This is a genomic window from Butyricimonas synergistica DSM 23225, assembly GCF_000379665.1.
GTDB classification, from domain to species: domain Bacteria; phylum Bacteroidota; class Bacteroidia; order Bacteroidales; family Marinifilaceae; genus Butyricimonas; species Butyricimonas synergistica.
Window position 1 is genome coordinate 486,421 of the sequence record NZ_KB903360.1, and the last position, 20,711, is coordinate 507,131.

Here is a 20,711-nt window from a genome sequence, read left to right on the forward strand (position 1 = left end):
AGGTACGAAAAAACAACTAATAATCTCACTCTCTCGTTTCCCATTCCTATCACTCTCTTTTCAAAAACCTTCCCGAAGGTCTTTGAAAGGAATTTGTAAGAAGTTTGAAAGGAATTTGTTCCCTAACTACACCGGGAATACTCCCTGTCTTCACCGGGAATACTCAGGTACGAGTACAACTATTATCGTGTAATACTCTCGTTCAAAGCTCATTTCTTTCCACCGGAGCCCGTCGATAAACTTATCCACGAGACCGGTGAATATTAAATTATAGGATTACTCCTCGCGCCCCGTTTTCGGGTACTCCCGGGAAGTATCTAGTATATTAAAACAAGCCAACACGTTTTTCCGGTAATAATCCCCGATCGGAAACCATTCCCCACCAGCACGCAAGGAGTTGCCCGCCCACGTGTCGACATAACGCAGGTTCAGGATAAATCCACGGTGTACCCGGACAAGATACGCGTCCGGCAATTGCCGCTCCACCGTGCCCAAACGGCACGCCACGGTAATCCGGGATTTATCTTTAAAATAGAAATCGCAATAATTAGCCGACGCCTCGATCCAAAGAATGTCGGCATAAAAATACTTCTTGTAATACTCGTCCTGGCGAATAAACAAGCCATCTGCCACCAGTGGTGACACGTTCAAAGGTGCGGTTACACCCGATAAATCTGTTTTCATTGACAATTAAATTTATGCCTCATGAAATATTCACCGACGAGCGTAAACAATAAATAAAAAAGGGGAAAGCCGCCAAGTAACTTTCCCCCAACACGCACCAGTTGTAAAAGACTATTACTTTTTCTTGCTCTTTTCAGCAATTTCGCCACTATGTCACGAAGTGCATCCTCACGAAGCCCCTTCGCCACAATGCGGTTCTCGCCATCGACGACGCAAAGTCCCGCAAGTTCAAACCGTTCGTCCACTCCATGCCATCCAGACCGATGGCGTAACGCCAGTCACCCCGATTCTTGTCGAACGAGATGCAGACGAATAATCCATAAGAACCGCCTGGGAATTCAACCATTTCCTTAACTAATAACCATTCAGGTTTTGCGACTCTCTAGAATTAATCCGCTTGGCCACGATTCCAAAACTCTTTCCCTGTAAGCTTCTTCCAGCCACAGATCTTTCACATCGCATCCTTGTTGCCTATTCACACCAAACGAAGAAAAGGTATCCGGATAAAATCCGTACACCTTTTCAACGAAAAGCACGCACAATTTTGCTTAAGCCTATAATTAGAAAATGCTAATTTCACCTAAAGCCGTTGTAAAATATTGACCATAGGTTTGATCATCAACAATAATTTTTATATACTGCGCCTCTTTGATTGCAGGAAAATCAAATATTGTAATTTCCCCACAAGTATCTCCAATAGTATTTTCTTCCATATACATAGCATCTTGCCAATAAACTTGATCTTTAGACACTTTTATTTTTATTATCCCTGGCAACATACTCGTACTTGCAAAATCTATCCTAGGATTAAAATCTTTTTGTACTATCCGTATACCCGCAACAGTCTTTACCTCTTTCATATCAATTGTAATCTCAAACGTACGGACATATAAAGCGACTTCAGGTTGCCAATAAGTTTCCAAATCCCCATCAATTAAATATTCAAGATGAGAATTAAACGAATGTTCATCTTTCTCCGAACAACTAATCTCCCATGTACTTCCATCAAAATACTGTTTCTCGGGAGGTAAAGGATTAGGGTATTTGTTCATAAAAGAAAGTGTTTTCCGTTTTGCGCTCAAAATAGCATCAGAAAGAAAATGTTGATTATAACGGTCTACTGTTAACCCATACAATTCATTAGCAATTTCAAGAACCTTAATACTACGATCAATTTCGTATAATTCACTAGCACTCTCGTTCAACCTCAAACTATCTTTCCCGTAATTCTTCAAATACTCCTCTTTCAAATACCTATTTTTTCCCAAAATCACCTTTTCTATATTAGGTAAATTCAATATATCTTCTAACGAAGAATAAGAATAATCTATTTCCAACTCCGTTAATGAATTCGCAAAAGCCTCTGAAACTTCAGAAAGACCATACTTAGTCTTCACATAACGCTTAAAATCTGTCGTATATAACTTATCATGAGAAAGTTCGTATGGATCAAAAACAATAATATCGTCACATCCTTCAATTTTACCCGAACGTTCTACAACAACTGGTTTTTCCGGGTCGATCTTATCTGGAAGTAAATAACAAATTGGATTTAAGTAAACCAAAAACATTGTTATCGACAATTCTTTTAATTCACCATCAACCGTGTAATATTTAAGCGATGCCGAAGTAACATTGTTATCCCAGTTAGAGAAAAAAAGTACTAACCGATTTCCCACGAAATAATGTTTTGCGATAATTCTCGAAAATGAAATTACATTCTCGTGATTCATCGTATAAGGACGTCCAAAAACGGGTATTGCTAAAGAATTATTCCCCTTTCTATCAACCCCACATACGGACACCTCATACATACCATCTTCCAAACCTACAATATCACACGTGGTAGCATCTTTATTTAATAAAGAATCCCCTGTAATATTGCCACCTTTCCAACTGATTTTAATCTTATCAATTGTAGGATCTACAGAATTATCCCACGTTACAGTTAATTTCCTCCACCCAGGTGTTACGGTCACATCCGTACATTTCCCCACGTAACGAATTACTCCATCCCCGGAAAAATCGCTATAAGTATCTTCTAAATCATTACAACTCACCAAGGCAAATAATAAAACGAAACTCCATAAATACCTTTTTATCATCATAACCTAATCTTTATTACAAAAAACTTCTAATTCCTGAATTGTCACATACTCTCCAACGTTCTGATCTCCAGAAGTCGCAACATTTCCCCCAAATATATCATCCACTACCAGCTTTAAATAACGATACGCCTCTCCCGTTGGAGGAAAACTTATATCCATGTAAATAGGATCAGCATTATTAAGATCATCAATATTTTGAATACGTTTAGTTATATCCGTACTAGCCGCTCCATATGTCCATCTTTCTTTGTAAGCAAGATAACGTTCTTGTTCAAATTTAGCCAAACGGACCCATGAATTATCGTCATTCATATCATTAGAACCATAAACAGACACTTTACATGGAAGTTTAGAATAATACCTATTTTTCCAAATCGGGCCATAAATAAGATCCGTATTCCCAATAGTCCCATCATTAGGGAATGTCCTCGTATACAACATGGCATATAATCGCATTTCTGCTGTCATCTTTTTATCTTTCAAATCCAAAATAAAAAGAGGCTTCCCCTTACAATTTGGTCCTGCTAGATAAGTATTAAATGGAGCATAAGTACTCGTTATTTCTCCTTTCGTATTCCCGTCAAACAAAAATTGTTTACCTAAACCTCGATCCGGATCTTCCTTAGAAAGACCTAACGGATCTATAAATTCATATTCGGAAGGATCCATTTTATCCATATTATAAGCCAAAATACCTTCCCAAACTTTCTGTTTTACCATATATCCTCGAAAATCCTCCGTACGAATAACCACGGTATTAGAAGAAGAAGGTTGTTTCAAAGCAAATAACAACGTATCACGTCCTTCTTTAATCAAAAAGCTATTTACTAACAAGGTATCCGGTTGTCCCGTCCTAGGATCAGTCCCGGCATACAACACATGAGCCATTCCGGAAGCATTAGCCGGTGCATCATACATAACCAGAAAACCATTCCAACTCGACTCCACCCTCACACTATCAAAAAAAGCGACTGGCGCAGAATTTTCCGTGTCAAAAGTAACTTCAACAGCTTCCGACTCGACATGATCTCTACTCAACAAAGAAACGAAAGCCGGATGTTCCTTCTTTGCTTCATTAAATCCAGTCAATACTAGCGAATCACATGCATAACTCCCCGCACGTAATATTTCTTGTCCATAAGCATCCTGATAACGTACGCGAATAGCCAAAATATCTTCATTGGATGGCAAGTTATAACGCATAATAGCTCCCCCTGCTATTGCTTCAAAAGAAAGGGACTCCCGAGATAAAACCATATCAAAAATCTCATTCTCCTTTTGGCAACAACAGAAGACCTTTATTATCAATAATAAAATTGTAATTTTCTTCATATTAGTTCATTTATTTAATTACCAATTGGGATTTTGTACACATCCTGCAACCATCACTTCCTCGCTTCTAATCGGGAACAAGTAATCTCGTGGAGACAGGAATTGACGTTTTGACCACACCACCACGGGTCCTTCATAATTATTATAGAATTGTTGAGCTGTTGTCCCCAAAATATTCCATCCATAAAGTTTCGTGTTCAACTCCTCTCCCGCTAATAACCAACGACGCAAATTCCAAAAACGACGACCTTCAAAAGCAAATTCAATATTCCACTCGCGGCGAATAATTTCTTGCATTCCCTGCTGAGTCTTTACTTTATCTGGAGTCTTCGAATAAGTAAGCCAAGCGGATTCCACATCAGGAATTCCCGCCCGTTCCCTCACAACATTCAATGGTTCATAAACATGAGTGCGGTCTACAAGAGGTCCCTCATACTCGTTCCACGCCTCTGCTTTCATCAAATAGAGATCTGCCAACCGGAAAATAATCACAGCATCTTCCCTATTCATTGCCTCGGAATAATTACGACCAGACACATCCGAATAAGACCCTTTTTTAATCCAATAACCACTTAAATTTTGTGGCATATTATTCATAATGAGACTTGATTGTGATCCAAAACGTTCTCCTCGATAAGCTCTCACCAAAATATTTTGTTCTACATCTTTACCACGTTGCCAATAACAACGGTCTGCCGCTATATTAGCATAAAAACGAGGTTCTCTGCGAAGATGTAAATTCAACACATTCTCATTTAACGGAACCACATCCCGATATTGAGGATTTGTTTCTTTACCCATCTGATAACGAGCCGAATAATCCCATTCTTTGTCTGCATCAATTGGAAGGCCATGTTCCGTATAATACATTTCAACGATTTTCATACTTGGAGACACACAACCAAGAAGAAATGCATTATAATCCTCATCTGTACTTTCAAAATAAGGTAATGCCACTGCCGGCAATTGACTATAAGGATCATTTTCTTTCCGCAACATATAAGTAGCTTCTGCATTTATAAAATTTTGCGCGTGTACAGAATACTCTATATCTTCCATTGTTTTTAGCAAATCCGTATTTTTGTTTGAAATACCAGCTATCAACTGCTTCCCGTTATTCAAACAAATCTGAATAGCAGAATCCGCTGCTTCAGCAGCCTGTCTCCATTTCTCCTTATCATAAGCAGGAAATAATAATTCTCCCTTCTTATTCGTAAAATTAGCATAAGCCGTATTTCCATTAAATAAAGGAGAAGCCGCATATAAATACGTGTAAGCCTTTAAAGTCGCGGCAGACTCTAAACTATGAAAAGCCCAACGAGAAACATCCTTTTCCGCCAATGGAGGTAAATCCTTCATCGCTTCATCCAGCAAGCTCACGATTGCCTTTACAACTGTATCGATGGGTTGCCTTGGCTGTTGCATAATATCCGTTTCCGCATAAGGATCTATATTTTCGGGAACTAAAATAATAGGTCCGTAACGACGCATCAGTTCAAAATAAAAATGTGCCTTTAAAGCTTTCAATTCAGCGGTCCACAATCTTTTCTCTCTATCCGGCATATTATTGACACCCCCTACTTTCTCGAAGAAAATATTACAATAACGGATCGCCGCGTAAAAACCATCTCTTTTCCAAATATTACCGTAAGGTTCCTGGGACATCTGCAATCCATCTCCGATAAAAGTACCCGTACAAGACTTAGTTGACGAATATTGCCGGAAATATTCCCCCGAAACAATTTCATCTGCTCCCAAATAAGCCGGATTGCCAAGTATAGAAGCTATCGGATTTGTCAATAAGACATAACAACCTTTTAGCCAAACATCTACATCCGAACGCTTTTCAAATATAGTTTCTACCGTTTGTACATCATTTTTGGGAACGACATCCAAATAATCACATCCTTGAAAAAGGAATATAAAAGCAGTGATAATACACGAAAGCTTCTTCATATTCATTAATTATTGATATTAAAAACTAAAATTCAACCCTACCGTATAAGTTTTTTGAATCGGATAATTAAAACCGCTCTCTCCCAACTCAACATCCCAAACCTTAAAATTCGTAATCAAAAAAGGATTATTGGCACGTACAAAAAATTTCACATTCTGCAATTTCCATTTATTCATCAAAACTTTGGGCATATTATACGCTAACTCCAAAGCCGTACAACGCAAGAAACTACACTCCCGCATAAAATAAGTACTCTTACGAATTTCTGCGTTATTCGCATTATACCAATCCTCTTGAGGATTATGTTGTACAAGGTTGTACGTAGACAAACGAGGCCAAAAAGGTTTATCAGACATATTATCTTCTGACCAATGATCCTTATAAATTGCCGTTAACATGGCATGGTCATCCACGAAAGGAGAAATTTGCTGCGGATTCATAAAGAATGAACGTCGACCTGAACCTTGAAATGAAAAATTGAACTCAAAATTTTTAAAGTTTATAAATCCTTGAAACCCGTATATCATTCTAGGGGTCTCTGGATAGCCTATATATGTCGCATCATTAACATCTATGACACCATCATTGTTAAGATCCCGATAACGAATGTCCCCAGGCATCACGTCACCACCCTGAGTCGGAGAGTTTTCAATTTCCGCATAATCATGAAATAAACCTTCCGCTATATACCCGATTTGTTGAGACAATTCTTTACCCACCTTCTTCTGCCACCATGGCTTATCTGTCGCCTCATCCAATTGCTTATAAATAGCCTTCGTGTAAGTAAAAGTTCCATTCAATATCACCCAAAAATCATTTGTGAAAGCATGTTGCACTTTGCCTGAAAAATCTATACCCCGAGAACGAGCCTTACCGATATTATCTAACGGAGAAAGCTCAACTCCCATTGCTGACGGGATGGTTGTCCGGTAAGACAAAATATTATGACGTATTTCTTGATAGGCATCCACAGTAAACTCAACCACTCCATTAAACAATTTCGCCTCCAACCCAAGATTCACTTGTTCTGCAATCTCCCATTTAATATTCTCATTCGGGTAATAAGACACCCTAAAACGCTGAATCCCTTGAGTTGAAAAAGGAGTAGGATCCTTGTAAGCTAACTCTAGCGGTTGTTCCACTACCGGTAGAAAAACAAAACGAGGCTTATTAATAATTCCATCATTACCCACTTTCCCATAAGACAATCGAAGTTTCAAAAATGGCAACCAATTCGCCGTTGAACTCATAAACGGTTCACTTGATACAAGCCATGCAAGACCTCCGGCAGGGAAAAATCCCATTCTATTCTTTTTGGCAAATCGTTCTGATCCATTGTAACCAAAACTACTTTCTATAAAATAGCGATCCTTAAAGCCATAACTACCCCGCATGGAAAATGTCAGATTACGACGTGGCATTCCTTCCAGAACTTCGGAAATCGGGGTATAAGTCTGTTCTTGAGCTTGCACAACAGCCGTCAATGAAGTCTGATGATCCCCCCAGGCCGCCGTGTGCAATAACCTGCCCTCGTACGTGACACGAGTATCAGTAGTCGACATATCTTGAGCAACACTCAACGTTCTACGAGCTTGTTCCGGATTCAGAGCCTGCAATGTATGTTTACCCGTTTCAAAATCATAACCAGACAAAGCGTAACGGAACGGCATTGTTGCAAATGACGTCATATAATAACCCGATTGAACAAAAGAAATACTCGCCCGAACTTCAAGTCCCTTTACCAATCTTGAAAGATTTTGAATATATTCTGCTCTATTCGAAGTCGCGTAACGTGTTCTTTGATTGTATCCCATTTGCAAAGACATATAAGGATTTCGTTGATTGGCCGCCGTTCCACCAAAACGGATATGTTCCCAATTATAAGTATCATCTCCCGGATAAGTTGGTGCAAAATCTACAGGAGATGCAGCAAATGCAAGTTGATAGGCTTGTGACACATCAGTTAACGGACCATGATATTTATCCAAGGTGGCAGATGAATTAATAACCAATTTAATACCAGCATTCAAATCTATATTCAAATTCGCCCGAAATGAAGTTTGGTTATTCGTAATATTACAATCAAAATCATTCAACCTATCCGTTTTCAACATACCTTGATCTCGATTATAATTAATGGATGCATAGTACTGTATAACTTTAGATCCCCCACGAATATTTACTCCGAAATGATGATTTACATTATAATTCTTAAACATCTGATCATACCAATCATTAGCCGGGTAAAGCCATGAAGGATAATTTTTTGATGCCGTTCGGTTAATTGTTTCGACGCTATATTTGGGGGTTGCAGCTTGCGATCGCCCAATTAAAGCCTGATTATACATTTTCATGTACGTGATCGGATCCACCACATCAATTTCCCTTGTTGGCTTAGAAAGAATTGCTTCGTAACGCACAGAAGTATACACACTCCCTTCTTCTCCCTTTTTCGTGGTAATTAAAATCACCCCATTAGCACCTCTAGCTCCATACATGGCAGTTGCCGATGCATCTTTCATAACGCTGAAAGATTCTATATCCTCAGGCACAATACGGGCCAGATCTAACTTAGAAGACTCAATACCGTCTATCAAAATCAATGGATCTATATTTGCTGACGTTTGAAAAGAAGTAATACCTCGCACGTAAAATTTAGTATTCATTTCCTCTTCTGTCAAAGCCCCAGGAATACCTCCCGTCTGCCACCCGATCATCCCTGCAATCTTACCAGCAAAACTGGAAGTCAAATCACTGTTGGAGGATTTTAAATCCATCGGGCGTACGGTGGTAATAGCAGATACCACACTCTCCTTTTTTTGTGTACCAAAAGCAACCACTTGTACCTCTTCCAAATTCTCTTCCGTGGGATTTAACTGAATATTCAATTTCGTTTTTCCTTTAATATCAATAGTTTCAGTCTTATAACCGATAAAAGAAACCCGTAACACATCGTCCGGTTTAGCCGCTATCGTGTACCTTCCCTCTGCGTCTGAGGCAACCCCTTGCGTAGTCCCCACGATCACGATGGTCGCCCCAGCAATAGGATTTCCCTTCTCGTCCACGATGCGACCGCTGACTTTAAGCAGATTCTCTTCCGCTTTTTTCTCCTGGCGAACGATAGCGATATTATTTCCCGTGATCTTGTAGGTGAAACCGGTATCCTTCAACACGATTTTCAAAACCTCCTCCAACGGCATTTGCTTCACGCTAAGCGTAATAGGTTTCAATTGCTCCAACTGTGTCTTCTCGTAAGCGAAATTTACCCCCGTTTGTTTTTGAATCTCCAACAACACTTCAATAATGGGGGCATCTTTTAATTCAAGTGTCACTTTTTTAGATAAAACGTCCTGAGCATTCACGCTCGTAACTCCCAATAGCAGACAGACCCACAAGCATATCTTGCAAAAAGAACCGCCACTATTGCGAAATAGTAAACTTTTTTTCATAACTTTGTTTTTAATATTTATCGAGTTAATTAACCGGTTCGTGATTTTCGAGATACACATTGAACCATTAATTCATTCCACAGGATGCGCGTCAGCCAACGGGTATCCTGTTTTTTTTACACATCATGTTACTTCCGAACGACACTCACCTCCTTTCCGTTGATAACGAATTTAACATCAGCAACAGACTCTATCACGTCCAAAACCTCCCGAAGAGAGGAAGTACGTTTCACCGAGAACACGTATTCCCGCATATCCGGAATCGTATCCCCACGTTCAAAATCAACATCATAATACAATTCAAGACTCCGAGCGATTTGTTCTATCGTTTTCCCGTTGAAAAGAATATAACCATTTCGTTTTGCCTTGTACTCCGCCAGATCCACCTGAACTACTTTAATACCCCCCGTTTCGTCGATAGAAGACATATCCCCGGGACGGAGTATCGTTTCTCCCGTGCCATTTTTAGGTGTAATTCCAACACGTCCCTCAACCAAAACGGCTTCATCCGGCGCTTCTTCCCGGGCAAGGACGTTGAAAGTAGTCCCGTACACCTGCAATTTCATGCGCCCCGTGTTCACCGCAAAACGATTGGATGATTTGGTCACTTCAAAATAGGCCTCTCCTCGAAGAGCTACCTCCCTCGTGGAACAAGAGTCAAACTGTACCGGATAAGTCAACTCACTGAAAGGTCCGAGCAACACAAAAGTCCCGTCGGACAAAACCAACTCGAAAGTCTTTCCCTTCGGCACAATTATCGTGTGCCTCGGGATTTGCTTCTCCACACGGACTGTATCCTCTTCCTGCCTGTTTTCACGTACCGAATATTCCAACTTATTATCAGCGACTTGCCGGGCCACGTCGGAATCCAATTGCTCGGTCGTGAACTTATCGCCACTCTCGGTGACAACAACCACTTCTGCCAAATGATTGCTGGAGTACGTCATCCCTATCGGCACTTTGCCCTCGTCATAGACATTTCCGGTATTATACCACCAGATTCCCACCGAGAGTAACAAAATAACAGATGCTGCCACCGTCATCCGTTGCCACAATACACGCCGCTGTTTGCCTCGCTTACTCTTCAACATCTTCTTGTAAAGAACATCCAATTGTTCTTCTGAAAAAAATTCATTCCGAGTCGGGTTATCCTTGTAATAGTCACGAGCCTGCCGATAAAATTCCTCGTTTCGGGAATCCATTTTCCGCCAACGCTCCACTTCCTTGATAGTCGTTTGATTTGCACTATCATTGATATATGAAAACAATTTACTCCAATCTATCTGCATAAACAATGTCTTTTTATACAAAAAACGCTCAAGCGAAAAAATGGGTCCCCTTTATTTCAATATTTTTCGAAATTATTCCTTTTAGGCTTGTTCTCCTGAATTCGTGAAATTCCAGAGAAATTTCGATGAGAATAGGGATTAAAATCGCTTTAAAGCAGAGCAAAACCGCTAACGGGGCATTTTATTCTGGCTTTGCACCCTGTATGCAAGGAAATTAATACTCTTTTTTAATAAAATATATGTCTATTTCCCAGATATATTACTTGATATCAGTGTTATAAATAGAATCTAGATGTCAAGTGTACATACATTTTTTATTCAAGACTATTCCAAAATAAGAATTTAATAGTATATATTTGTCATGTGGTTTTTACAAAAAAGCAGAGATTTTAAATTCTGAATATGTCTGGGGAGAAATTCGAACATATCTTCAAATGCTATTATAGTGACATTTATAATTTTGTTTATCACTATATTATGGATAGAAATGATGCGGAAGATCTGGTTCAAGACGTGTTTATCGGCTTTTTCGAGAAATACAAGTCTATCCCGGAAGAGATTAACACGAAGCAATACCTTCTGGCAATGTCTAAAAATCGTTGTATCAGCTTTCTACGACACAAGAACGTGATAGACCGCAACAACCTGAAGTATTTCGAATCGCTCATCTTCAGCACCACATCCGAATACGACACCACGTATGACGATTTATTCTCGAAACTAAATCTGGCAATGGATAGCCTTTCTGACCTGCAAAAACGAATCGTAGAAATGAAACTAGCCGGGAAAAGTTACGAGGAAATATCCGATGAATTAAACGTCACACATTCCCAAGTACACAAAAACATCAAAAAAGCATACTCGAAAATCCGTTCTTTCATTGACAAAAATCCGGATGAATCAAAATATCTTTTACTGCTTTACCTTTTCTTTCATCTTTTCTAATTCGTTACCCCTCTACCTCGATATAAATCTTCACGTTGTTCACCTCGCAATCTTTAGAACGCAACTCGATAATCATTCCTGGGTGAGTCCAGGTTGTCTGAAAATCATAATCCTTCAATTCCCCAGCTTTCAACGGGAATGAACGACGGAAACGAACGGAATTTCCCTCCCTATTTTCCTTGATAACCAGTATCGCATCGCAATCCAATTTCCCGTCAAAACGCACACGTAACACTTTAGGTAACTCCATTTTCGTGTTATACTCGAAAGTCATTTCTTGCTGCCCGTTTACCGTGAAAGTCTTTTCTTCAATAACTTTAGCCGTTTTCATCCAAATGAACATACCCAAAGCGAATAATACCAGAACAGCACACAAGTAAAGTATTCCCCGTAATTTCTTATTTTTCATAAGCACTTGTTTTTATAATACCCCTTTTAAAAGAATAGGCTCCACAAAAATAAAGATTATTCATTACAGGTCACTCTATCAGACATGATTTTTATAAATACACTACATATCCTCTAAAGAAAATCCGCACAATCCAACCTTGTACTTTCCCAAATATTTAGTAAGTACCTCCGCTTTTCGGGACAAGGCATTCAGATCTATCTTTTGCGGATTACGTTTCACTTCAGCGACGATAGCAGTCTTCCGTAAATGATTCAAAGCAATTATATCTATCTCATTTTCTCCCTTTTTGTCCCAATAATTCCCAATATCTGTAATATCTTCTGTTTCTGACATTTTCTCCTGAAAATAACGTTCTAAGATCAAACCACTGAATTGTTCATAATTGTCTAAGATATATTCCTTCAGCAATTGGAATTTCTTCAATTCCAACATAGATTGGTTCGGATAGATAAAGCGGAACCAAAATAACATATAATTATCATTCAAAACCCATCGAACCTTTCGACTTTCGGGCTTCGAGAACATCGGTCTTTTCTTCTTGATCAATGAATATTCTTTTTCAAGATTGACCAGATAGGCTCCCGTACTCTTTTCAATAATAGAGTCTATCTCGCTTTGAGTCGTCTTACCGGAAGCTATCAACTGAAGAATAGAGAAATAAACTCCGTATTCCTTACCAAATTCTGCCACAAGTAAATCATGTCCTTCATCCAAAAAAGGCGAATCAGGGGAAATTACAACATCCAACATTTTATCTCGAGTCACAGCCCCGGCTTCCATAAGTAAAGTTACATATTTAGCCACTCCCCCTGTGATTAGGTAAAGTCCCAACAAATCTTCCGAAGTATAATCCGGGTTATAATCCGTTAGAATTTCTTTCAACGTCCCGGTCGGAAAAGGAGAAAGTACGATCTTTGATGTCAAGCGTCCAAACAGAGGTTCTTTATTGTTCTCGAATATTTTTTTCATCATAGAATAAATAGAACCACAAACAATAAAATTAATCTTTGCTTGTTCCTTATATCTATCCCAAAGATCTTGAATATCACTGAATATCGAGTGATTTACATTATCAAATTCTTGAAATTCATCTATAATCAACGTATAATGCTCCCGGGTCGCATAAATCATCAATTGCTCAAAGAGAGTTCGAAAATCTGTAATTGAACCAAAAATCTGCAAACCTAACGATCTTTCAACTTCTTCTTGAAATTGGCTGCACAACAGAGGTTCACTTTTACGAGAAACAAACAGATATAAAAAGCGACGCCCTTTCATCGCTTCTAAAAGCAATGAAGTCTTTCCAACGCGGCGACGTCCTATCATAACCGTAAAACAAGCCGTCTGTTTAGATTGTTCAAATGTCCGTTCAAGTATCTCTAACTCTGTCTTTCTACCATAGAATTTCATAGCATTTATTTTTGTAATGGATATTATAATAATGACCATTACAAAAATAAGTATAATTTGAATAAGTCGTTTTATTCCATCATTTTATTTTAATAAAAATCAAGCAAGCCATTGTCACATAAACAAATTGCCGGTTCAAAACAGCGTTTTTCCAAAAAATTGCTATTTTGAACCGGCAACTTATCTGACTTTCACTTTCCATTTATCACATATTTTTCAAGGAAAAACCTCTTATCTTTAGGTACCCCTTCACGACTGTTTAAATTCCAAATATCAAAACAATATTATATCTTTCTTTACAAATTATCTTGTTCACAAATTGTTTTATCCACAATAACATCACCTTGTTGAAGTAAATAATCTACCAAAAAATTATCCCCATCTAAATCTAAAAGAAAAAATATCGTATTTTCCCTAAAGCGAGTATAAATTGCAGCACCAAAAATATCATTATATTTCTTGAAATTCCACACGCATTTCAAACCTATATAATAGATATTTTCATCACTACCTTCTCCTATATAATAACCGATCACTATTTTGCGAATATTTGAATCCTGTTCGTAAACAGGAGATAACGCTTTTACAAATTCTTTCTTATCCCATTTACCGACCTTACAAAATAGCTGGTTTGTCTGCTTCCATTCGAACTGTCGATTGTCAAACCCTTCCTGATCCAAATTTAACATGACATCGTCAGTCACATCCACTCCCCCTTTACAAGTACTCCGAATACTTTTAACTGTCGCCCAAGGACCAAGGATAATTCCCCACCAACCGAAAATAGATGAGATTAAATTATAGCGCCACTGATACTTTCTTATCGACTCTCCTTTTTTTACCAAAATAGCAGGTGAAAAAAAAGATAATGGCATGGCTAAAATAGAAACAGTGTATGGAAACATAATAAATCTACCTCCATTCTCTATTTCTCTTCTCAGATCCTCAAAAGTGTAATCATCAGGAATCTTTATCCGCCGTTTTACATATCCATCATCCAAATTTATATTATTAAAATCATTACCATTCTACAAATATAGAAATTCATTAAATAAAAATAACAGTTCAAGTCATTAAAAAAGGGACTATCGTGACGACAGTCCTTTTTCATACCAAAAACACTCCTGAGATTCTTAATTACATAAAAACAACTTTACACAGTTGTCCAATTTTATCTTTTAGTTTTCTAATACTCATCCCAGCTCTTGATAGCGATCTCGGTTGAGTCTACTTTACAGATCGCATAAATGAATGCACTTGCCAGACGGGCATTCGTGATTAGCGGGATATTGTAGTCCACCGCGGCACGACGGATTTTATACCCATTATCCAATTCCCGTTTCGTGTGATTCTTGGGGATATTAATCACCAAATCTATTTTCCGGTCATGCAAATACTCCATGATATTGGGTTCTTTGTCTTCATCGGGCCAATATAGGATATTCACATCGATGTTGTTCTCCTTGAAGAATTTTGCCGTTCCTTCTGTGGAATATATCGTGAAGCCCTTTTCGATTAACATTCGGGTGGAATTCAATAATTCCACTTTGGAACGCATGGGACCCGATGAAATCAGAATATTCTTTTTCGGAATCCGGTGCCCCACGGAAAGCATACTCTTCAATATCGCCTCGTAATAATTTTCCCCGATGCAACCCACTTCCCCGGTAGAAGCCATATCCACACCCAGCACGGGATCGGCTTTCAGCAGACGGGCAAACGAGAACTGCGAAGCCTTCACGCCCACGTAATCGAGGTCGAACACGGATTTGTTTAATGCCTCCACTTTTTCGCCCAACATGATCCGGGTTGCCATATCGATAAAGTTATATTTCAACACTTTCGACACGAAGGGGAAACTTCTCGAAGCCCGGAGATTACACTCGATCACCTTTATATCATTGTCTTTTGCCAAGAATTGCATATTGAAAGGACCGGAGATATTCAGTTCTTTCGCTATCAACCGGGCTATTTTCTTGATGCGGCGAATCGTTTCTATGTATAATTTCTGCGCAGGGAACACGATTGTCGCATCCCCGGAATGCACCCCGGCAAACTCCACGTGCTCGCTGATCGCATAAGCTTTCACCTCTCCCTCCTGTGCCACGGCATCGATTTCAACCTCTTTCGCCTGTTCGATAAACTCAGACACCACCACGGGATGATCTTTCGACACCTCGGCTGCCAGTTCCAGAAAGTGCAGCAACTCGTTTTTATTCGATACCACGTTCATAGCAGCACCCGAGAGCACATAAGAAGGACGAATTAATACCGGGAAGCCCACTTTATCCACGAAAGCGTATATATCCTCTATACTCGTCAATTCGCTCCATCGGGGCTGGTCGATACCCAACTCGTCACACATGGAAGAAAACTTCTGACGGTCTTCCGCCCGGTCGATCGATTCGGGAGAAGTTCCCAATATACTCACGTGCTGCCCGTGCAACCGCATTGCCAAGTTGTTCGGGATTTGCCCTCCCGTGGAAACAATCACTCCCTTCGGTTCTTCCAGTTCCACGATGTCCATCACCCGCTCGAAAGAGAGTTCATCGAAATACAAGCGATCGCAGGTATCATAATCCGTGCTCACCGTTTCGGGATTATAATTAATCATCACCGAGCGGTACCCCATTTTCCGTATCGTGTTCAAAGCACTTACCCCACACCAGTCAAACTCCACGCTACTGCCTATACGATACGCTCCCGAGCCAAGCACGATCACTGAGCGACCGTCATGCTCGTATTGCACGTCATTTTCAGAACCGTTATACGTGATATACAGATAATTGGTCAAGGCAGGGTACTCTCCCGCCAGCGTATCGATCTGTTTCACCGAGGGAAGAATACCCAATTTTTTTCGGTATTCCCTTACCTTCAACATCTTCTCATGATGAGAAAGAGGAGTGTTTTTAATCGTCAACCGTGCAATCTGAAAATCAGAGAATCCGTATTGTTTTGCCACGCGCAACAAATCCGCACCAATCTCAATTTCACTATTCAATTTTGACAATTCCTCTTTCAGCAGGTGGATATTCTCCAGGCGTTGCAGGAACCAGTGATCGATTTTCGTCAAATCGTGAATCTTTTGCACGCTATACCCTTTGTCAAAAGCTCCCGCTATGGCGAATATTCTGGCATCTGTCGGGTTCACCAACTCCTCGTCTATATCTTTTGTTTTAAGCACATTACCCACGAAACCGTGCATTCCCTGCCCGATCATACGGATTCCTTTTTGAATAGCTTCCTCGAAAGTCCTGCCGATAGCCATAATTTCCCCGACGCTCTTCATCGAGGAACCGATCACTTTGGAAACCCCCTCGAACTTATTTAAATCCCAGCGGGGAATCTTGCATACCACGTAATCCAACGCTGGTTCAAAACAAGCCGTGGTTACTTTGGTCACCGAATTTTTAATCTCGTGTAACCCGTAACCCATTCCTAGTTTTGCCGCCACGAATGCCAACGGGTATCCCGTAGCTTTCGATGCCAAAGCACTGGAACGCGACAGACGAGCATTCACCTCTATCACCCGGTAATCCTCGGAATTTGGGTCTAGGGCGTATTGCACGTTACATTCTCCCACAATCCCTATATGCCGGATTATTTTGATCGCTATAGCCCTCAATTTGTGGTATTCACTATTACTTAATGTTTGCGAAGGAGCCACCACTATGCTTTCACCCGTGTGAATCCCCAGCGGGTCGAAATTCTCCATATTACAAACAGTAATACAATTGTCATATTTATCGCGAACTACCTCATACTCCACCTCTTTCCATCCTTTCAGTGATTCCTCCACGAGAACCTGCGGGGAATAGGAAAACGCACTGGAAGTTAACCTTTCCAATTCCTCTTTATCGGAACAGAAACCGGAACCCAAACCACCCAAAGTATAGGCAGCCCGGATAATCACGGGAAATCCCAATTTATCCACCGCCGCAAACGCTTCCTCCATATTATTCGCGGCAATACTCCTGGGTGTTCTTACATCAATCTCCGCTAATTTTCCCGCGAATATTTCCCTGTCTTCCGTGTCTATAATAGCTTGTACGGGCGTTCCCAATACCTGCACATTATATTTTTCCAGTACCCCGGATTTATACAATTCCACACCACAATTCAACGCCGTCTGTCCCCCGAAAGAAAGCAATATTCCATCCGGACGTTCTTTTTTAATCACCTCTTCTACAAACTCGGGAGTGACCGGCAAATAATAGATTTTATCCGCCACACCCTCGGAAGTCTGTACCGTAGCAATATTCGGGTTAATCAACACGCTATAAATACCCTCCTCCCGAAGGGCTTTTAATGCCTGTGAACCGGAATAATCAAACTCTCCGGCTTCCCCTATCTTCAACGCTCCCGATCCCAGAAGCAAAACTTTACTTATTTTCATTTTAGATATATGATTTACGATTTATGAATTCAAAAATCACTGAATCAGTAATTTCTGCATTTTCAATTATTTTTATTCGATGATTTCATCGCAGTTATGAAATCGTCAAATAAAAACTCCGTGTCCACCGGACCACTGGACGCTTCCGGATGGAATTGTGCGGAGAAGAACGGCTTTTTCTTATGCCGAATCCCCTCGTTCGTACCGTCATTCACGTTCACGAAAAGCGGTTCCCAATCTGCCGGAAGCGTTTTCTCGTCAATCGCGAATCCATGATTTTGCGAAGTAATATAACAGCGGGTACCTCCCGGTTTCATCACCGGTTGATTATGGCTCCGGTGCCCGTATTTCAATTTATAAGTAGACGCACCCGCAGCTCTCGCCATTAATTGATTTCCGAGACAAATTCCCATGATCGGAGTATCTCCTTTCAGAGCCTTCCGTATATGCTCTATCGTTTCCTTGCACATTGCCGGATCGCCGGGTCCGTTGGAAAGAAAAAGCCCGTCATATTTCTCTTTCGTGAAATCATAATCCCAGGGCACACGTTTCACGGTCACGTCACGCTTTAGCAAACATCGCAGAATATTATTTTTCACCCCGCAATCCACCAACATCACTTTGTATTTACCGTTCCCGTACTCCATAATCTTTTTCGTGGAAACTTCCGCTACAATATTATCTTTGTTCGGGTCATAAAAAGGCACATCTTCGCCATCGAACAGTATTTTTCCTGCCATTGCGCCGTTATCCCTTAATTTTTGAGTCAATGCCCGGGTATCTATACCAAAAAGCCCCGGAATCCGTTGTTCTTTCAACCAATCTCCGAGGCTTTTTTGTGAATTCCAATGACTGTACCGAGAGGAATAATCCGAAATCACCAATGCCTTGCAATGAATCTTGTCTGACTCGAAGAACTTGGAGATCCCGTCCCGCTCATCGTCGACCGGAACCCCGTAATTGCCGATCATCGGATAAGTAGGAACCAGTATCTGTCCCTTGTAAGAAGGATCTGTCAAACTTTCGGGATAACCCGTCATTGCCGTATAAAAAACAACTTCCCCGGACACCGATTTCTCGTAACCAAAGGAAGTTCCCTCGTAAACTGTCCCGTCTTCCAATATCAGACGAGCTTTTTTTAATTTCTGCATATTTATTCTATCAGCTAAAGATTATATGTAAATACTGCGCAAAAATAGCACTAAAAATCGACACTACAAAGAATATTTATGTCATTGAATAAATAATTATGCAATAAATATATACGTCCATTGAAAATCAAACATTTTTGATTAGTTTTGTAGTGCGTAATACAAAACATTTATGAGAAATAAAACCAAACGCTTGTTATCTATCAGAAAGCTCATAGAGAACGAACAGATATGTTCTCAGGAAGAACTATTATTCAGATTGAAAGAATTGGGCGTAGAGGCAACACAGAGCACCTTATCGCGTGATCTCAAATTCATGAGAGTGGCAAAAATACCTCACAAGGATAAGGGTTACATATATATTATCCCGGATAGCATACAAAACGAACAGGCAGATGAAAAAACCTCTGCTATCGTCACGGACTCTATTTCAAGCATTGACTTTTCCGGCAATATAGCTGTTATGAAAACAGTCCCCGGGTATGCAAAAGCGGTGACGGTATTGATTGACAATGAAAATTATTTTGAAGTATTGGGAACTATCGGGGGAGACGATACTGTACTGATCGTCATGCGTGAAGGGGTAACCCACAAGGAACTATTGGACGCCCTTTCCTCTATACACCCTAATATTCACTCGTTATTTAAGTAATCATTTTGAATTTTCAACTTTCAATATGGTATTATCTCGAAAATAGTTTGTAAACTTGCACCCCGTATTTTCAAGATTATAATCATGAATATTATTACAAAGAAAGCGGAATTAACCACCACGATAGAGAAGCTGAAACAAGAAGGGAAGACGGTGGGTCTCGTACCTACAATGGGTGCACTTCACGAGGGACATATCTCTCTGGTAAAAGCATGTAAAAAAGAAAACGACGTGGTTGTCGTCAGCGTGTTTGTCAATCCCACGCAATTCAACGATAAAGAAGATCTTAAACGTTATCCGCGTACGCTGGATAAAGATGTCGCCCTACTGGAAAAAAACGGATGTGATTATGTGTTCGCACCCAGCGTCGAAGAAATGTATCCCGAGGAAGACACCCGGGTATTCAATTTCGGATACGTGGAAAGCGTCATGGAAGGCGCAAGGCGTCCGGGGCATTTCAATGGCGTGGGACAAATCGTGAGCAAACTGTTTGACATCGTTCAGCCACACCGAGCTTATTTCGGAATGAAAGATTTCCAGCAAATTGCCGTGATCAAAAATATGGTGAAACAATTGCACTATAACCTGGAAATCATTCCGTGCCCTATCATCCGGGAAGCAGACGGTCTTGCCATGAGTTCTAGAAATACATTACTGGAACCGGAATACCGAAAAAATGCCCCGCATATCCATAAAGTTCTTCAAGAAGCCACAACGTTGACTTCCAAAATGAACGTGGAAGAAATAAAAAAATGGGTAACAGAAGAAATCAATAAAAATCCTTATCTTGAAGTCGAATATTTCGAGATTGTAGACGATACTGAATTGAAACCGATCCGGGATTGGAAAGAGAACAACGTGAAAGTCGGTTGTATAGCGGTATATGCCGGGAAAATCCGACTAATTGATAATATTGTATTTTAAAA

Annotated in this window: 15 protein-coding genes; 3 read left to right on the forward strand and 12 right to left on the reverse strand. The window is 40.1% G+C overall.

Annotation, left to right across the window (positions count from 1 at the left end; translation table 11 throughout):
• Positions 1–276 precede the first annotated feature (276 nt).
• From A3CY_RS22060 to A3CY_RS0110430, 7 genes are all read right to left on the reverse strand, one after another.
• A complete protein-coding gene (locus A3CY_RS22060; RefSeq protein WP_018337854.1) occupies positions 277–684 on the reverse strand; it encodes a LytR/AlgR family response regulator transcription factor in 408 nt (135 codons plus the stop codon).
• 148 nt (positions 685–832) lie between these two features.
• The gene (locus A3CY_RS20780) at positions 833–1,030 is read right to left on the reverse strand and encodes a hypothetical protein (protein WP_040371556.1); all 198 of its coding nucleotides are present in this window, start codon (positions 1,028–1,030) and stop codon (positions 833–835) included.
• A 214-nt stretch (positions 1,031–1,244) separates the two neighbouring features.
• Positions 1,245–2,792 (reverse strand): DUF4998 domain-containing protein, encoded by a 1,548-nt coding sequence (locus A3CY_RS0110410; protein WP_026207541.1) that lies wholly within the window; start codon positions 2,790–2,792, stop codon positions 1,245–1,247.
• A gap of 3 nt (positions 2,793–2,795) precedes the next feature.
• Entirely contained in the window at positions 2,796–4,124 is a 1,329-nt protein-coding gene (locus tag A3CY_RS0110415; protein WP_018337858.1) for a DUF4959 domain-containing protein, read from the reverse strand.
• A gap of 18 nt (positions 4,125–4,142) precedes the next feature.
• Positions 4,143–6,086, reverse strand: coding sequence for a RagB/SusD family nutrient uptake outer membrane protein (locus tag A3CY_RS0110420; RefSeq protein WP_018337859.1), 1,944 nt, complete (start codon positions 6,084–6,086; stop codon positions 4,143–4,145).
• 12 nt (positions 6,087–6,098) lie between these two features.
• Positions 6,099–9,530: a TonB-dependent receptor gene (locus A3CY_RS0110425; protein WP_051082725.1), complete on the reverse strand. Its 3,432-nt coding sequence runs from the start codon at positions 9,528–9,530 to the stop codon at positions 6,099–6,101.
• Between the two features lie 128 nt (positions 9,531–9,658).
• Positions 9,659–10,819 (reverse strand): FecR family protein, encoded by a 1,161-nt coding sequence (locus tag A3CY_RS0110430; RefSeq protein ID WP_018337861.1) that lies wholly within the window; start codon positions 10,817–10,819, stop codon positions 9,659–9,661.
• A gap of 402 nt (positions 10,820–11,221) precedes the next feature.
• Between A3CY_RS0110430 and A3CY_RS20785 the strand changes: the two genes are divergently transcribed.
• Complete coding sequence (locus tag A3CY_RS20785) at positions 11,222–11,764, forward strand: sigma-70 family RNA polymerase sigma factor (RefSeq protein ID WP_018337863.1); 543 nt, start codon at positions 11,222–11,224, stop codon at positions 11,762–11,764.
• Between the two features lie 4 nt (positions 11,765–11,768).
• Here A3CY_RS20785 and A3CY_RS0110440 read toward each other — a convergent pair whose 3' ends face one another.
• From A3CY_RS0110440 to carA, 5 genes are all read right to left on the reverse strand, one after another.
• Complete coding sequence (locus A3CY_RS0110440; protein WP_018337864.1) at positions 11,769–12,173, reverse strand: hypothetical protein; 405 nt, start codon at positions 12,171–12,173, stop codon at positions 11,769–11,771.
• Between the two features lie 102 nt (positions 12,174–12,275).
• Positions 12,276–13,586 (reverse strand): ATP-binding protein, encoded by a 1,311-nt coding sequence (locus A3CY_RS0110445; protein ID WP_026207544.1) that lies wholly within the window; start codon positions 13,584–13,586, stop codon positions 12,276–12,278.
• A gap of 296 nt (positions 13,587–13,882) precedes the next feature.
• A complete protein-coding gene (locus A3CY_RS20790; protein WP_018337867.1) occupies positions 13,883–14,587 on the reverse strand; it encodes a hypothetical protein in 705 nt (234 codons plus the stop codon).
• A 185-nt stretch (positions 14,588–14,772) separates the two neighbouring features.
• The gene (carB, locus tag A3CY_RS0110460) at positions 14,773–17,982 is read right to left on the reverse strand and encodes a carbamoyl-phosphate synthase (glutamine-hydrolyzing) large subunit (RefSeq protein WP_040371557.1); all 3,210 of its coding nucleotides are present in this window, start codon (positions 17,980–17,982) and stop codon (positions 14,773–14,775) included.
• Positions 17,983–18,044: 62 nt separating this feature from the next.
• Positions 18,045–19,133: a glutamine-hydrolyzing carbamoyl-phosphate synthase small subunit gene (gene carA / locus A3CY_RS0110465; RefSeq protein ID WP_018337869.1), complete on the reverse strand. Its 1,089-nt coding sequence runs from the start codon at positions 19,131–19,133 to the stop codon at positions 18,045–18,047.
• Between the two features lie 172 nt (positions 19,134–19,305).
• On the opposite strand from carA, the gene A3CY_RS0110470 reads away from it, so the two are divergent.
• Together A3CY_RS0110470 and panC are read left to right on the forward strand one after the other, a co-directional pair.
• Positions 19,306–19,785 carry an arginine repressor gene (locus A3CY_RS0110470; RefSeq protein ID WP_018337870.1) on the forward strand — a complete coding sequence of 160 codons (480 nt, stop codon included), beginning with the start codon at positions 19,306–19,308 and terminating at the stop codon, positions 19,783–19,785.
• An 84-nt stretch (positions 19,786–19,869) separates the two neighbouring features.
• A complete protein-coding gene (gene panC, locus A3CY_RS0110475; RefSeq protein ID WP_018337871.1) occupies positions 19,870–20,709 on the forward strand; it encodes a pantoate--beta-alanine ligase in 840 nt (279 codons plus the stop codon).
• Positions 20,710–20,711 lie beyond the last annotated feature (2 nt).

Bases quoted from the DNA above. Each gene is read 5' to 3' on its own strand.
- panC (WP_018337871.1), top strand. From the start codon at position 19,870: ATGAATATTATTACAAAGAAAGCGGAATTAACCACCACGATAGAGAAG.
- A3CY_RS20785 (WP_018337863.1), top strand. From the start codon at position 11,222: ATGTCTGGGGAGAAATTCGAACATATCTTCAAATGCTATTATAGTGAC.
- A3CY_RS0110415 (WP_018337858.1), bottom strand. From the start codon at position 4,124: ATGAAGAAAATTACAATTTTATTATTGATAATAAAGGTCTTCTGTTGT.
- A3CY_RS0110430 (WP_018337861.1), bottom strand. From the start codon at position 10,819: ATGCAGATAGATTGGAGTAAATTGTTTTCATATATCAATGATAGTGCA.
- A3CY_RS22060 (WP_018337854.1), bottom strand. From the start codon at position 684: ATGAAAACAGATTTATCGGGTGTAACCGCACCTTTGAACGTGTCACCA.
- A3CY_RS20780 (WP_040371556.1), bottom strand. From the start codon at position 1,030: ATGGTTGAATTCCCAGGCGGTTCTTATGGATTATTCGTCTGCATCTCG.
- A3CY_RS0110470 (WP_018337870.1), top strand. From the start codon at position 19,306: ATGAGAAATAAAACCAAACGCTTGTTATCTATCAGAAAGCTCATAGAG.
- A3CY_RS0110440 (WP_018337864.1), bottom strand. From the start codon at position 12,173: ATGAAAAATAAGAAATTACGGGGAATACTTTACTTGTGTGCTGTTCTG.
- carB (WP_040371557.1), bottom strand. From the start codon at position 17,982: ATGAAAATAAGTAAAGTTTTGCTTCTGGGATCGGGAGCGTTGAAGATA.
- A3CY_RS0110425 (WP_051082725.1), bottom strand. From the start codon at position 9,530: ATGAAAAAAAGTTTACTATTTCGCAATAGTGGCGGTTCTTTTTGCAAG.
- A3CY_RS0110410 (WP_026207541.1), bottom strand. From the start codon at position 2,792: ATGATGATAAAAAGGTATTTATGGAGTTTCGTTTTATTATTTGCCTTG.
- A3CY_RS0110420 (WP_018337859.1), bottom strand. From the start codon at position 6,086: ATGAATATGAAGAAGCTTTCGTGTATTATCACTGCTTTTATATTCCTT.
- carA (WP_018337869.1), bottom strand. From the start codon at position 19,133: ATGCAGAAATTAAAAAAAGCTCGTCTGATATTGGAAGACGGGACAGTT.
- A3CY_RS0110445 (WP_026207544.1), bottom strand. From the start codon at position 13,586: ATGAAATTCTATGGTAGAAAGACAGAGTTAGAGATACTTGAACGGACA.